The organism is Treponema denticola, from assembly GCF_024181645.1.
Taxonomy (GTDB): Bacteria; Spirochaetota; Spirochaetia; order Treponematales; family Treponemataceae; genus Treponema_B; species Treponema_B denticola_A.
On record NZ_CP058624.1, the window covers coordinates 1,786,143 to 1,801,930 of the forward strand.

The window sequence follows — 15,788 nt, forward strand, 5'->3', positions numbered from 1 at the left end:
TAAACTAAGGAATAATTGCAATACTTATAAGGAGTTATTATGAAAATAACCAAGCAAATTTTGGTATGTTTTAGTTTTTTGATGGTCATATCCATCATTTTTTCGTGTAAGACAATCGAAAAAGCTGCAAAAAAAAATCCAAGAGAAGAATTTACCGATAAGCTTACCCAACTTTCTCAAAAGAGAGATTTGGAAGGTATCTTAAAATTGATAGATGAATCGGATCCTGAACTGACCAAAGATTTTAAGATACAATATCTAAAACTTTCCATCCTCATTTCTATGAGAAAAACACAGGAAGCGGAATCCTTTGCAAATGAACTTTCCAAGGACTATCCGGATAATACAGATATTCTTTATGCCCAAGTTATGCTGGCCCAAGCCGAAAACAATCTACAAAAAAAAGATCAATATTTGAAAAAAATATTGGCCATAAACCCAAAAGATTCACAAGCCTTAACAGAGCAGGGCTTGGATTTTTACTCGGCCAAAAGATACAATGATGCCAGAAGAAAATTTATTGAAGCCTACAAGGCTGACCCGCAATGCACGGAAGCCCTCATAGGCCTGGGACGCATAAACTATCTTGAAGGAAAACTTGACCAAGCAGAATCGAATTTAACTACAGTATTGGAGCAGGAACCCAATAACAGCACAGCCCTTGCAGAACTTGCCCGCATAAAATCAGAAACAAACAGAATGTATCAAGCCCTTCAGGATATAAATAGGGCAGCGGAGCTTGAACCGAATAATCCCAGCCATTGGAATGACATAGGCTCTTACAATCTTACAATAGGCAGAAAAGAAGAAGCAAAAAAAGCTTATGATAAAGTTATAGAGCTTACTCCCGATTCTTACATAGCCTATATATACCGTGCCGGCATAAACGATGAGCTAGGTTATAAGGACGAAGCCCTCAATGATTACATAAACGTATGCAACCTTTATCCGCCTTATTATTTTGCATTGGAAGGAGCCGGTATCTTGCTTTGGGAAAAAGGAGACTGGCTAAACGCCGGCACGGCATTTTTAAAAGCCTTAAACAAGGCTCCGGCCTCTTATCAATATGCGCTTTTGTACGCAATAAGCCTCTATAAACAAAATAAAAAGCCGGATGCAAAAAAATTTATGCAAAACTATCTAAAATCCATCAATCGTACCGAAAAAGAAAACGAATACTTTTTATGCCGTCTTTTTATAGATTTTGCAGGCGACAGTGAGCTGATAAACAGGGCAACAGCAGAAACCGACATGGTAAAAAAAGGAAGACTGTTTTTTTATCTCGGAGAATTTTACAATCTGACCAAAAAATACACTCTTGCAGAAAAGTGCTATGTTCAAGTAATGTCGATAGAAAATCCTGCCTTTTTTGAATACCGTTTTGCAAAAAAAGCTATGGATGAATTTAACTCAACCACCGGGAAATAGGCTAAAAATGCTTAAAGAAGAAAAAGCCAAGGTACGAAAACTCATAAAGGAATATTTTAAAAGTCCTAAAGTTAAAAGCCTGATACAAAAAACCGAAGAGCTTCAAAATACCGAAGAGTATTGCAAGGACTTTTTAAATAAAATACCTAAATACGGCGAAGCTAAAACGGTTTTTGCCTATTATCCCATAAACGAGGAATTCCCTACATTGGGGCTTTTAAGACAGGCAGCAGAAGACAAAAAGACTATAGGCCTCCCCCTCGTTTTAGATAAGGATTTGGTATTCAAAAAAATGGAATTTAGAAACGGTAAGATAGAGCCCGTTCAAATCGGAAGCTTCGGTATTATGGAGCCTGCCGAAGATGCCTTAAACATCTTCCCTCAAACACAAGAAGAAAAAAAGACTGCTCCTTTGGAGCTTCCCCTTTTGATTTTGGTTCCCGGAAGAGCCTTTTCAAAAAAGGGAGAAAGAATGGGCCGAGGCGGAGGTTTTTATGACAGGTTCTTTGAAAAACTTTTTAAAAGCATAAAAAAAGAAGATATCTGCCTTGCAGGTCTTTGTTTTTCGGGACAAATTTTAGACACAATCCCCATGGGAGAATTTGACCGTCCTGTAGACCTTGTCGTAACGGAAGCGGAGATTTATTCGTGCGGAGGGTAAATATCAGTGCTTAAAATAAAATTTGATAAAATCATAAAAAATACGAATTTTCTATTGACATTTTATAAAAAATAGTGTAATATCCTAAAACTTCCTGATTGGAAACATTCCCCTGTAGCTCAGTAGGCAGAGCAAGTGGCTGTTAACCACTGGGTCCGTGGTTCGAACCCGCGCGGGGGAGCTATTCAAATGACGGCTGGCCTTTCCGAGGTCAGCTGATTTTTTAAAGGCAGGTGCGATATGTCAAGAGTATGTGAAATTTGCGGAAAAGGCTCAATGTCAGGTAACTCTGTAAGTAAGTCCAAAATTCACACAAAAAGAGTTTGGAAGCCCAATTTGGTAAATGTAAAAACAGAAATCGGCGGCAGGACTCTAACCATTAAAATGTGTTCTCGATGCTTAAAAAGCGATTACGTTACAAAGAAAGTTTAGTTTTTTCTTAATTTACTCCTTTTTATTTAATTTCGAGTCTGCCGAAAAGCGGACTCGATTTTTTTTATTATACGTACATTAAAATTATCAATGCAAGAATAAAGTATATAAGACCCGTTATTACCCAGCTCCATCTGCTTTTGCGCTTTGAATCTTTTTTCTTTTTAAACTTTGCAAAATCCGTAGTTACGCGGGCATCTTTTTTCATTGTAATTCCGTATTTAATATTTTCTCCTAATTGTAAAAAACCGAACAAAATAACATCAAAAAGTCCCGACTTATTTACTATAGATAAACCTCCTATTCCGGTTAAAAAAACGGAAGCAATAAAAAGGCCGTCACATAGGTGGTGAAAAAAAGAACGGGAACTACCCCGTGAAAAAAGAGCAATAACAGCAGCCGTAATAACTGCACCGAGAATAAACGGATAAAAAAAATTAAATCTTGATTCCGTCTTTTTTTGAGGCGAAAGCTCTTCAACTACATTATCAAAAAAATTATTGCTGCTATCGGATTCATTTTCCATAGATACACCTTTAAAAAAAGTACGGCAGATTTAAAACCTGCCGTACTTAAGGATTAGATTATTTTACTATTTTGCAAACTTTTCATATTCGGCATTATTGCATAAAACCCAATGTTTTTCACGAACTTCTCTAAACGTAGGCTTATCTACGGAATAATCGTGTGCCAAAGCCGGTACATACACTTCCCTTTTCCTGTTCCGCTCGGTATTGGGATCCGGTACGGGAATAGCAGAAAGCAAAGCACGAGTATAAGGATGAAAAGGATGAGCAAAAAGCTCATCGGAATCTGCAAGCTCTACCATTTTGCCGTAATACATAACTGCAATTCGGTCTGAAAAATATTTTACAACTGCGAGGTCATGGGCTATAAAAAGAATAGTCAAATTCATCTCACGGCGTAAATCATTTAAAAGGTTTATAACCTGAGCCTGTACCGAAACGTCCAATGCACTTATAGGTTCATCGGCAATGATGATTTCGGGATTCATAACAATAGCCCTTGCTATACCGATACGCTGTCTTTGCCCGCCCGAAAATTCGTGAGGGTACCTTTCGGCATGTTCTGCAACAAGGCCTACGAGATTTAAAGTTTCTTTGACTTTTTTGTCAATTTTTTTCATATCCCGTTCGCCTCGAATAATCATTCCTTCGCCTATAATCTCACGAACCGTCATACGGGGGTCCAATGAAGAAATAGGATCTTGGAATATCATTTGAATATCGGACAGAGCTTCATTGTAGCGCATCTTTTTCATCATTTTTTTATCGACACGCAATTTAGCCTCTAACTCTTCAGCCAATTGTTTGTTGCCTGATGATCTCGCCTCCTTAATTCTTTCCTTTAGAAAAGGAAGGCCGGAATTAATATGATGGTCTTTGTAGTAAATATCCCCGCCGGTAATTTCGTAAAGGCCTATAATTGAACGGCCTATTGTAGTTTTACCGCAGCCGGATTCACCTACAATGCCGAAAACTTCACCTTTACGAACATCAAAGCTTACATCATCGACAGCTTTAAGATACTTACCCTCAAGTTTAAAGTATTGCTTTAAATTATTTACTCTCAAAATCAATTCATTATTATTCATTTTGTCCTCCCATTTTCTCTTTCATTCGGCGAATTCGATCGGTAACAATAAGCGGAGGCTCAATGTCTTTAGGTGCATCAGGATGCAATAACCACGTCGCAGCTTTGTGAGTAGGAGTTATTTCAAACATCGGCGGTTCCTCTTCAAAATCAATTTCCATTGCATATTTATTGCGTTGAGCAAAAGCATCGCCTTTAGGCGGGAAAATCATATTAGGCGGTACACCCGGAATCGCTTCAAGTTTTTCCTTGGTATCCAAATCAGGCATAGAAGACAAAAGAGCCCACGTATAAGGATGAGCGGGTTCATAGAATACTTCATCAACAGATCCGTACTCAATGATTTTTCCTGCATACATAACAGCGATTTCATCTGCCATGTTTGCAACAACACCAAGGTCATGAGTAATAAATATAATTGAAAGATTTCTTTCACGCTTTAACTCGTTGATTAACTCAAGAATCTGGGCTTGAATGGTAACATCCAATGCCGTTGTAGGTTCGTCACAAATCAAAATATCCGGGTTTGAAGCAAGAGCTATTGCTATAACTATCCTCTGCCTCATACCGCCTGAAAATTGGAAGGGATATTGCATAAACCTTTGGCGGGCTTGCGGAATTCCTACTTCATTCATTAAATCGATAGATCTTGTTTTTGCTAAACTATACTCCATCTTATAATTCATTTTAGAGGATTCCCAAATCATAGACTCCAATACTTTTTCGGCACGGTCTTTTACATCGAGGTTAGCATTTTTTTCAAGCTTATCTTCAAAGGAAGCCTGAAGCTTGATTAAAATATCCCTTATTTTGCCCTCAAGCCGGTCAAGCGTTACTCCCGTAGGCAGCCTAAATTTTTTAATTAAATTAGCTTTAGACTTACCTGTCATATTCTCAGCCTTTAAAGACATTTTGTATATAAAGATAGCATTATCAATTGAACCTTCAAATGTATAGGCAAAGCCGTTTTTGTGTAAGTCCAATTTATCTATAGCCTCTTTAACAATAGGCTTTAATTTATTGCATGTATCCGAAACGGAATTTACATCAATTTTGCCCTGTAGAATGTTCAAAGTTTCTTGTATTTTTGAAATTGCCGTTTTTTTATTATCGGCAGATTTATTATTAGAATATTCTACAGCTTTGCATACCATAAGTAAAAAATTATCAAGGAATTCTTCGTCAAATAATTTTTTTGCCGCATCATTGAGCAGCTTGATATCTTTACCGGCAAATTCCTCTTTACCTTTCTGGAGTGAATAATACCCTAAAGCAACAAAGTCAGGCTTATGTCTTTCAAGACCGTTTTGCAAAATGACTTTTAAAGCCCCCAAAGCGGCTTCCACTTCAGCCTTATCAGTTTCAGAGCCTTTACTCATCTTGTACTTGCTTGCGACGACTGAAAGGTCTTCAACGGCAGACACAAAAGCAGGATTATCTGATGGTATCAAAAAAACATTTCCGCAGTTTTTTGAATATTGTACAATCCTTTTTAGTTCTTGAGCAACCTCAGCAACCGGTTTATCAATTAATTGAATCTTAGCACCGTCAATGTATGAAATTGTAGTTTCGGCCGTATCATGGGCAATATTATATGCACGTTCAAGCCTACATCCTTCAGAAATATAGCCGGTAAACTTACTCATCGATTCTTTGACCTTAGCGCCATCTTCACCTGCCAGAATCATATTATCTTGCAAAACCTTTGCAAGTTCTTTATAATTCTTTTTCGATTGCTTTCTTTGAGCAACATTGTTTGCAAGTATTGCCTCTGTAAGTTGTTTTCCGACACGGACAATAGGGTTTAAACTTGACAGAGGGTCCTGAAATATCATAGCTATATTGTTTCCGCGGATATTATGGAAAACTTCTTCGGGTATCTGCAACAAGTCCTTTCCATCATAGTAAATTTCTCCGTCTTCAACGGTTGCATTTCCGGCTAGAATACCCAGAATAGCTCTTGCAGTTACGGACTTTCCGGAACCGGATTCTCCTACTATAGCTAATGTTTTGCCTTCTTCAAGATTGAATGAAACGTCCCTGACAGCACGAACATAGCCGTTATTTGTCCAAAACGATATTTTTGCATTTCGTACTTCTAATTTTGTTTTATTTGCCATATTAATCTTCTACTCCTCTCAACGACGGATTAAATGCATCTCGCAGACCGTTTCCAAATAAGTTAAAAGAAATCATCATTAACGATATGATACCTGCGGGGAAGAACAAGATATGAGGATCAGTAGACAAATATTGCTGTCCTGAACCGAGCATTGTTCCTAACGAAGCCATTGTTTTTCCGTGAAAACTGACTATTCCCAAAAACGAAAGTGTCGATTCGGATAAAATAACATAAGGAATAATTAAAGCGGCACTCGTAATAATCGTTCCTATTGCGTTGGGATAAATATGCTTAAACATAAGCCTCTTATCATTAGCTCCAAGCGTTCTTGCTGCCAAGATATATTCCTGATTTTTAAAACGATAAAACTGTGTTCTAACCCGAACACCGATGCCTATCCAGCCGGTTAGAATAAAGGCAAATAGAACACCGGTAAAGACCGAAACTTTTCCCGTTTGAACAAGGTGAAGCTGAAACAAAGTTGCAACGATAAGGAAAGGCATACCTGCCAAAATATCCGTAAGGCGCTCCAAGATAAGATCAACCCAGCCCCCGTAAAAGCCTGTAATTGAGCCGTAAATTGAACCCAGAATAAAGTTAATTATCGAAACAAGAACTGACAACATTAATGACAATCTTACACCATGAGCCAATCTGACCATAATATCAAAACCTTGGCCGTCAGTACCGAAAGCATTTGCCGGCTCATGACCGTTCAAATACTGATAGTAATTATAATACAAAACCCTGATCCCGATCATAGTTTTATCCCTAGGTATGGAGTAAAGCACATTACCGCTTTCGTCCCGCAGATAATTATCGGTCAAACCTTGTTTCTGAACCTGTTCCAGTGACAGCCTCTTACCGGTTGAGTCCACAGGATACTCACGTCCGTCCACTTTATACCAAATATTTGCATCAGCTTGATCACGTGCAGCAAATTCATCGGCATAATCAATCATTGGGAATAGTATCTGTTTTCCCGTTTTTTCCTGCCAACTTACAATGTTATCATAAGTTTCTTTTGTTACATTCAAAAAAATAAAACCTATACCTCGGTATGAATCCACTCTTACATATCTATATCTGTTTTTACCGTCCGTAAATTCTTCTCCGATCGAAACAATAGGAGAAGAAGACAAAGCTTCATCCCAGCTTACTTTTTTTGATCCGTCTCCATTTACTGTTCCATACCCGATACCGAGAGTATAAAACAAATATTTATCGTTATACTTCATCGGTTTTGAGCCGTCCCAAAAACCTGTTTTATCAAAAATTTGCAGCTTAGGCCGAACCTTTGCATAAACGGCATCGGAATAAGCCAAATCATACTTCGAAAAGAAGGGGACTACTATTGCGAATATAATAATTGCACCAATAATATATGCAGCGGCTACGGAAGCACTATTTCTTTTAAAACGCAGCCATGCATCCTTAAAATAACCTATCGGCTTTGTTTCAAATTTTGCATCAAAAATTTGTTCATCCCTCTGTACCAATCTAAATTTTTCTTTAGGGATATGTTTCATATTTTCCATAATTTATCTCTCCCCTATCCTGATTCTAGGATCCAATAAACCGTAGCTGAGATCCGTAACTATACTTACTACCAATCCTATGGCCGTATAAAACATACCCGTCGCAACAAAAAGGTCATAATCCAATAAATTAATCGACGTAATATATAATTTACCGATACCGTTAATAGCAAAAATCTTTTCCGTAATTATCGCTCCGCTCATTATACTGAGAACAAAGGCAATAATACCGGGAAGAACCGGAACCATAGCATTTTTTAATGCATGGCGTCTGATAGCCTGTCCCCGTGTAAGTCCCTTTGTTCTTGCCAAAAGCATATATTCACTGGTAAGAGCTTCTGTAAGTTCCGCACGAACCGAACGGGTAAAACCTGCAATAGCTCCGAATGAAAGGGAAAGAATCGGTAAAACCATCGAGTGGAACATCTTAAATGTCCACCATGAACCTCCTGCATCGTATAACGATGAAACAATTACGGGAAAAAGACCTAGCTTATATCCTAAACCGTATTGCAAAAGAAATGCGTAAACAAAGGACGGAACGGATATAAATAACATTACAATTATAGATATAAAATGGTCAATCCACTTATTTTTATAAATAGCGGCAATAATACCGAATAATATTCCAAGCGGAATTGAAAGAATTGTCGAATATAAGTTTAATATGATGGTAGGGGGTAATTTACTTACAATAACTTCTTGTGCAGGTTTAAGATAATCCACCTTCCAAGAAGTTCCCCAATCTCCTGTTGTTACAATATTTTTTAAAAAAATCCCATACTGCTGCATTATAGGTTTATCATAGCCTAATGCACTTCTTCTGGCTTTTTCCAGCTCAGCTTCAGCTCCCATCATAGGTAATTCAGGCTGCAGCAGTTTTATAAGCACAAAATCTATGGTCATAATGATAAAAAAGGTTATGAGACCTAACCATAACCTTTTTAGCACATACCTAAATGTTTTCATAAATAATCTCCTCTAGTCGAAAACTAATACACTGCAAAATCTACACCGTTTTAAAATCCAAGAAATACACCGCAATAGGTTTATACAAACCCGCTTGCGGTGTATTTGATGTAAATTAAGCTAAATAAATTTAGCTATAACCGGTTTACTCGTAATTGAGCTGTCCTTGGTTCTTTTTAACATATTCGTCCCATTCAGTATCAGTATAGTTAAACTTCAATAATTTCATACCGCCGTAACCATACATGATATTGTAGACGTCTGTGTAATAATCTATTTTATGTGAAACCAAGACTGCAGCAGTATATGTTCCTAAAGGAATACACTGATATGCACTGAGAATACCGTTTTCCAGGGCTGCAAGTATTTGCAGTTTTTCAGTTGCAGCAGCCTCTGCATAATCGCCGTTTCCGTTCATAGAGGCCGACCATTGTTCAAATGTTCTTTCTTCTTCTACGGTAGTACCGTCCGCCTTGTCAATCTTAATCTTAAGTTTTTCAACAGAGGGGTTCCAACCGTTTGATTCATGAATCTTAGCCAAACCGCCCATGTAGGTAGGATTAGCATAAACTTGAATAGTCTTAAATGGGTAGAAGGCTGCACCTCCCCATGCTCCTCGGATAGCCATATTTTTTCCTGCAGCAACATTGTCGTAGCGTTTAGGATCGCCGGATTCATACTTAATTTGAACTTTTCCCTCAAAAGGAGTTCCCTTTGTTCCTTCATTAATGAATTCCTGCATTAAATCCTGCTGTTTGATATGCTGGGGGGTAAGATCGCTGGGACTTGCCATCACTTCGATAGGCACAATTTCACCGGGTTTGTAAACCTTATCTGCAACAGCCTGTTCATAGGCAGCCGTAAACAGTTTGCGGGCGGTTTCAACGTCACGTCCTGTAATTTTTGCATACTGAGCATCCGCAGTTTCCTTAGTAACTTCAATGTCATATAAGTTACATATTGCTCTTTTTGCATAGAAGGTATCACGATAAATTGAATTGGGATCATTTGCCATATCGTAATAGTACAATCTATTTAACAAGAAGTAGGCAGGCTTAAATCCCGAAGTAGCTTCTCTACAATATTTTTCTCTGTCAATACATAGAGAGATAGCTTTTCTAAAGTCTTTATAGCGCATAACAATTCGTTTTCCGCTGCCCTTTTCTTTATCCCTTGCATTTAAAGCTTCGTCACTTGTAGCAAAAATATAGCGGTCGGTATAGGTTTCATCCGTATAATACAGCCTGTCGCTTTTCTTGTATTTTTCAAGATCATCAGAGTTCAAAGCAAACTCATCAAGTAAGCCCTGACCGAAACGCTGAAGCTTTGTAGCATGGTCTTCGATAATATCAATTATTACGGCATCTGCCTGATATTGACCTTCATGTCTGCCGTCATGGTAACCGCCCCAATAGGGGTTTCTTACCAATCGAATCTGCTTGTCTTTTTCATAGCTTTCAATCTTATAGGGACCGTATGAAACGGTATTACTCATATCGGTTCCGTAAGAGGTTGCCTTAAGTTTTTCGACCGTTTTAAAGTTCTTTTCGTAAGTTTCTTTATGAACAAGCCATGTGCTTCCAAAGGCATTCAACATATAAAACATTTGAATAGGATCAGCCGTAATGAAAAGGAACTGATATTCGCCTGTTTTTACAAGACCGACATCCTCCCAAGGAGTTTCGGGATATAGCTCTCCGGTGTTGTAAACACAAAATTCTTTCCAAGCATCGGGATTATCATCTCCAAAAGCTTTTGCAATAGCAAGCATTTCAGCTTTAGATTTATCGTTTACTTCAAAATATTGGGAATCCTTATATTTTTCAAAAATATCGGTGCCGCCTAACATGAACTTATCTTTGTGCTTGGCATTTTTATAGTAAGATTCTGCAGCACCTCCAAAAAACATAATCGAATCGGTAAGGGTAAACTCAAGTTTTGCATCTGCCGGAGCATCATCACCCCAAGCCTTATAGATGGGCTTACCTGCCAAATCGTTTGCCTGATACTCTTTAGCTTTGTAAAGAGCAGCAGTTCCCGTACAATAATCGTTAGATCGGTAGTTTTTCATTTCGGGGCTTAAGCACATCTGCATTGAATAAACGTAGTCATCAGCTTTGATAGGTTCTCCGGTTTCCCACTTCATTGCGGGGTTCAAATCGACCTGAAATACGCGGCCGCTTGTAGCATCGGCAGGGATATTGTATTTTTCCTTGTTTGCAAAGGATGCTGTGATGTCTTTTACATCATTAGCGGCATCAAATTCCCACTTCCATTCTCCGGGCTTATCTCCTACAGTTGAATCGGCAATAGGCGTTGTCAGATAGCCCATAAACTGACTATCGCTGTTCACTTCCCAAGCATGGGGGTTCCAGTTAAGGGGGCCCGTACTCCATACATCCCGATAAGTATACTCAACTTTCTCAAGATCCTTTTTTGACTTCTTAGTACCGCCGCATCCGGTCAAAATACCAAGAACCATCGCTGTAGTCAGCAATACAGCAAAGAGTTTAAAAAATTTTTGATTCATTACTTTCCTCCATATTTTTTTACTGAGTTTATTAAAAAATAACTCAACCATGTAACTATATCAGAGTAACATACTATTGTTCAATAAGTCAATAGCCCCATAACGGATAATTTTGATAAAACTAATAAAAATCATCAATTTTATCCAGACCGACAAAGGTTCCTTTTTTGCAGGTCAAGATATTTCCGCAAGAACATTCGCCGCAAATACCGACCCCGCACATCGTATTCATTTCCAATGACATAAAAATCTGATTTTTGCGCACACCCATTTTTAAAAGGATTTCGGAAGCTCGGCGCATAAAAATCATGGGGCCTACCAGATAGGCTGTAAAAAAGTCCGGCTTGCCCATATCTTCAGCTTTTCCTTGAATAGGGAGACCGGTATTTCCTTCAATATTGTCTTTTTGGAATTGGTTTAGCACCCTTCCGATAACGCCCTTGTCGGCAACCTTTTTATAGGCACCGCATTCAATAAGAATTTTTTCGATACCGTTGGGCTCCTTCTTTTTAATTTCTTCGGAAGTTCCCACATAGGTAGAAATTAAGGCTCCTTGCTTTTTTAAGCGTTTTGCAAGGGCAGGAAGGACTGCAATACCCGTTCCGCCGGCAATTAAAAGGGCATTTTCGGTTTTAGGAGGCTTTATTCCCTTGCCGTAAAGTCCCCGCATGTAGATTGTATCCCCTTTTTTTAGCTCAAAAAGGGCTTCCGTAAAGGGGCCGCGTTTTTTTATGATAAGGCTTATAGGATCGGCTTCAGCAAGGGAAAAGGGCTTTTCGCCGGCTCCGGGAATCCATAAGAAGACAAACTGCCCTGCTTCGAATTTACACTTTCCGTTTAGGGTAATTATAATGATATCTTCGCTTTCTTTTTCGATTTTTACTATGGTCTTTGCTTCGTATTCCAAGGCCCTTTTTTTGCGCAAAAAGGAAGAAGTTTTATCGGTTTCTTTGCCGCGTATACAGTTTAGAGCATCAGAGGCAAGGTTTTGAAAGAAAGGCTTTAAATCGTCTTGTTCAAGCATACCGCAGGCAGAACCTATGCCTATTATATCGGCACCGGCCCTAACGAGTTCGGCAGCTTGGGCGCCAGTCATAACGCCTCCCATTCCGATTATAGGAATTTCTTCTCCTACAGCCTTCCGTATTTGCCCGATACATTCCAAAGCCCTTGGGAATACCCATGACCCGCTCATTCCGCCCTTTCCGCCGAGTTTATTTTGTAAGATAGGCTTTCCCGAATGGGGCTCAATATAAACCTTGGGGCCCACAGTGTTGATAGCCGTTATACCGTCTGCACCGGCTTCGATTACGGCGGAAGCTATGGCTCCTATATCTTCTACATTGGGGGTAAGTTTTATAAAAATCGGCACGGCACAATCGGGGAGGGCTTTTTTTATCGTCTTTACATACTCCGAGGCAATCGCAGGGTCGCATCCTATGGAGGCACCGAAGCCAGCCGAGGCATGGGGGCATGAAAAATTAAGCTCAAAGCAGTCGGCTAATTCTTCAAAGTCCTTCAAAAGGCTGATAAAATCTTCCGGATTTGAGGCCGAGAGGGAAACGTTTAAAATAGAATCGGTTTTCCATGAAGAACGGAGCTCTTTAAGCTCTTTTACGGCCTGTTCCATTCCGCAGTTGCGAAGCCCGACGGAATTACCGAAACAGCCTAATTCGGGCTCGCAAAGGATGGGTTCTCGGTTTCCCGGATTGGGCAGCACCTGAAAGCTCTTTGTGGTTACAAGACCGAAGCCAAGCTCATCGGCACAGTACCTTATCAAATTAGGCTTTGTAGAAAGAACACCCGAAACGGTTGCAAGAACAGGTTCTGCCCTTCCTTCCCTCGCTGCAAGCCCTGCATTTTTAATTTTTTGTATAATTTCTGCCTTAGCTTTCATTTCCCCTTCCTTGTTGATTTTTCTATCTATTGATATTCATATAAAAAACGATACCGGCCTGATAAAATTTAACTTTAGTTTTTTTATCGGTATCAAGCTTCTTTGTTTGATAAAAATCATCCTTAACATCATTTTTATAAACCGGATGTGTATACCACTGAGCCAAAAGAAGAATGTTATAATCTTTTTTTATGTTAAAGTTGATTATGGGGCCGAAGGTGGTATAGATAAGGTCTTCACCCCATACTTTATTATCGAGCCCTTTGGGAGAAGCAAACAGTTTTTTTTCTACATCTATTTTCATTGCAATTAAATCTAAAAATAGAGGCATCTTGTATCCTATAAGATATGAAGCCTGATATTTCCATCCGTTACGGTTTTCCCCTGAATCGGCTTGATAAACCCATGAAGTTTCGGAATCGGTGCCTGTCATTGCTTTATAAAGAGCTGATTGATCTGTGCGGAAGACCACATGAGACCAGTCATTTGGAATTACAGCACCGAGGTCAAACTGAAAAGCCCCTCCCAATGCAAAAGAATATACAGCCTTGCTAAAATTTAATGGAATATAATTTGACTTTCCGCCATTATTCTCATTAATGGCTATTCCGAGTAAATCCTTTGAAAGTTTCCAGCCTGAACCTATTTTTGATTCCGTATATAATTCTAAAAAGGCGATAGGAGTCCAAGTAATACCGAATTTGCCTTCAGTTGTAACCGGTGTAATTTCCGCTCCGATTTTAAAGTTGATATTATTATCTTTCATTAAAGGATTATCAAACTGCATAAGCGGAACTTTAAAACTTTGAGTTACGCCTACCAAGGCTTGAGGCGGCCATGTAACAATAGCATTTATCGTTGTAGTATAGGCAACTTTTTTATTATTATGATGCTCTGAAGAATGGCTTTTATGTTCTTCTTCGTGGGCAATCAAAGGTAAAAAGAAAAGCGAGCATAAAGCGATACAGATAAAAAGTTTTTTCATTAAATGTAACTCCTATTTTAGTTTGTTTAGTCTTAAAATTAAGTTCTATAATTTTATCATATAGCAAGTATCGGGTCAAGGTATTTTACAAAGTCTTGTCAATCCATTTTTAAAGACTTGCTTGACAGAATCGGAATTTACCATATAATATACTTATTATGATACATTTAATTAAAGATATTTTAACCTCCGAACCGAAAGGCCAGGCAATCGATGTTTACGGCTGGGTTCGTACAAAGCGGGAAACCAAGAATTTGGTTTTTATCGAGATCAATGACGGCTCTTGTTTTGCCTCCATTCAGGCAACCTTTGACAGAGATACCGGTCTCGATAATAATACTGAGGCTCTTTTAAAAAAGGCCGGTACCGGAGTTTCGGTAAAGGTATCGGGCAATCTCGTTCCCTCCCCTGCGGCAGGGCAAAGAGTTGAGCTTCAGGCCAATAATATCCATATCTTCGGTGAGGCTGATCAGGAAAAATATCCTTTACAAAAAAAGCGTCATAGCATGGAATTTTTAAGGGACATAGCTCACTTGAGGGCTCGTACCAATACTTTCGGGGCTGTTGCCCGTATGAGAAGCCAGATGGCCTATGCAATCCACACATTTTTTCAGGAAAGAGGTTTTCAATATGTGCATACGCCGATTATTACCGGCTCGGATTGCGAAGGTGCAGGCGAAATGTTCCATGTTACAACCTTCGATATAGAAGAAACCGTAAAAAAAGCTTTAAAAGAAAAAAAGGACCCCAATTCTTTTAAAATAGATTATTCTCAAGATTTTTTCGGCAAGCAGGCTAACTTGACCGTTTCAGGCCAGCTTGAAGGAGAAACCTATGCGACTGCCCTTTCGCGCATTTACACATTCGGCCCGACTTTTAGAGCAGAAAACTCGAACACAAGCCGCCACCTTGCAGAATTTTGGATGGTAGAGCCCGAAATGTCCTTTTTTACCATAAAAGAAAACATGGAGCTGGCAGAAGACTTTATCGTCTATCTTTTAAAATGGGCCTTGGAAAAATGCAGGGAGGATTTGGAATTTTTTGATTCAAGAATCAAAAAAGGGCTTATCGAAATGCTCAAAAATGTTGTAAACACGCCCTTTACTCGTCTTACTTACACGGAAGCTATAGCCGAACTTGAAAAGCACATTGACCGCTTTGAGTTTAAACCCTATTGGGGCTGCGACCTCCAGAGCGAACATGAAAGGTTTTTAACCGAGGAAGTGTATAAGGGGCCGGTAATAGTTACAAACTATCCCAAGGAGATTAAGTCCTTCTATATGAAGGTGAATAAGGACGGAAAAACGGTGCGGGCGATGGATGTGCTTGTACCGGGCTTGGGCGAAATAATCGGGGGCTCGGAAAGGGAAGAAAACCTCGATATTTTACAAGGGCGAATTAAAGAATTAGGTTTAAGAGAAGAAGACTATTGGTGGTACCTTGACCTCCGCCGATACGGTACGGTTCCTCATTCGGGATTCGGGCTCGGTTTTGAGCGCCTCCTCCTCTATGTTACGGGTATGGGAAACATAAGGGACGTTATCCCCTTCCCCAGAGCACCGAAATTAGCCGAGTTCTAATTTTTTAATAAAAAAATTTAAGACCTTAAAAA

General features: G+C 39.1%; 12 protein-coding genes and 1 tRNA gene. 5 read left to right on the plus strand and 8 right to left on the minus strand.

Going from position 1 to position 15,788, the window contains the following annotated elements; all coding sequences use genetic code 11:
• The first annotated feature begins 39 nt into the window (after positions 1–39).
• The 4 genes from HO345_RS08390 to rpmB all read left to right on the plus strand — a co-directional run bounded on the left by HO345_RS08390 (position 40) and on the right by rpmB (position 2,521).
• Positions 40–1,428 carry a tetratricopeptide repeat protein gene (locus HO345_RS08390; RefSeq protein WP_253682498.1) on the plus strand — a complete coding sequence of 463 codons (1,389 nt, stop codon included), beginning with the start codon at positions 40–42 and terminating at the stop codon, positions 1,426–1,428.
• Positions 1,429–1,435: 7 nt separating this feature from the next.
• A complete protein-coding gene (locus HO345_RS08395) occupies positions 1,436–2,089 on the plus strand; it encodes a 5-formyltetrahydrofolate cyclo-ligase (protein ID WP_253682499.1) in 654 nt (217 codons plus the stop codon).
• Positions 2,090–2,197: 108 nt separating this feature from the next.
• A tRNA-Asn gene (locus HO345_RS08400) sits at positions 2,198–2,270 on the plus strand.
• Positions 2,271–2,329: 59 nt separating this feature from the next.
• The gene (gene rpmB / locus HO345_RS08405) at positions 2,330–2,521 is read left to right on the plus strand and encodes a 50S ribosomal protein L28 (protein ID WP_002677448.1); all 192 of its coding nucleotides are present in this window, start codon (positions 2,330–2,332) and stop codon (positions 2,519–2,521) included.
• 67 nt (positions 2,522–2,588) lie between these two features.
• On the opposite strand, the gene HO345_RS08410 is transcribed toward rpmB, so the two are convergent.
• The 8 genes from HO345_RS08410 to HO345_RS08450 all read right to left on the minus strand — a co-directional run bounded on the left by HO345_RS08410 (position 2,589) and on the right by HO345_RS08450 (position 14,176).
• On the minus strand, positions 2,589–3,047 hold the full coding sequence (locus tag HO345_RS08410) for a DUF3899 domain-containing protein (RefSeq protein ID WP_253682500.1): 459 nt from the start codon (positions 3,045–3,047) through the stop codon (positions 2,589–2,591).
• A 66-nt stretch (positions 3,048–3,113) separates the two neighbouring features.
• Positions 3,114–4,136 (minus strand): ABC transporter ATP-binding protein, encoded by a 1,023-nt coding sequence (locus HO345_RS08415; RefSeq protein WP_253682501.1) that lies wholly within the window; start codon positions 4,134–4,136, stop codon positions 3,114–3,116.
• Complete coding sequence (locus tag HO345_RS13060; RefSeq protein WP_301338706.1) at positions 4,129–6,255, minus strand: oligopeptide/dipeptide ABC transporter ATP-binding protein; 2,127 nt, start codon at positions 6,253–6,255, stop codon at positions 4,129–4,131. Before HO345_RS13060 ends, HO345_RS08415 begins: the two co-directional genes overlap by 8 nt.
• A 1-nt stretch (position 6,256) precedes the next feature.
• Positions 6,257–7,795, minus strand: a complete 1,539-nt coding sequence (locus HO345_RS08430; RefSeq protein WP_253682502.1) for an ABC transporter permease — start codon at positions 7,793–7,795, stop codon at positions 6,257–6,259.
• Between the two features lie 3 nt (positions 7,796–7,798).
• Positions 7,799–8,764 (minus strand): ABC transporter permease, encoded by a 966-nt coding sequence (locus tag HO345_RS08435; RefSeq protein WP_253682503.1) that lies wholly within the window; start codon positions 8,762–8,764, stop codon positions 7,799–7,801.
• Positions 8,765–8,909: 145 nt separating this feature from the next.
• Positions 8,910–11,294 carry an ABC transporter substrate-binding protein gene (locus HO345_RS08440; protein ID WP_253682504.1) on the minus strand — a complete coding sequence of 795 codons (2,385 nt, stop codon included), beginning with the start codon at positions 11,292–11,294 and terminating at the stop codon, positions 8,910–8,912.
• A gap of 121 nt (positions 11,295–11,415) precedes the next feature.
• Positions 11,416–13,191 carry a dihydroorotate dehydrogenase gene (locus tag HO345_RS08445; protein WP_253682505.1) on the minus strand — a complete coding sequence of 592 codons (1,776 nt, stop codon included), beginning with the start codon at positions 13,189–13,191 and terminating at the stop codon, positions 11,416–11,418.
• Between the two features lie 22 nt (positions 13,192–13,213).
• Positions 13,214–14,176 carry a hypothetical protein gene (locus tag HO345_RS08450; protein ID WP_253682506.1) on the minus strand — a complete coding sequence of 321 codons (963 nt, stop codon included), beginning with the start codon at positions 14,174–14,176 and terminating at the stop codon, positions 13,214–13,216.
• Positions 14,177–14,334: 158 nt separating this feature from the next.
• Here HO345_RS08450 and asnS point away from each other — a divergent pair, with 158 nt between their 5' ends.
• Entirely contained in the window at positions 14,335–15,756 is a 1,422-nt protein-coding gene (gene asnS, locus HO345_RS08455) for an asparagine--tRNA ligase (protein WP_253682507.1), read from the plus strand.
• Positions 15,757–15,788 lie beyond the last annotated feature (32 nt).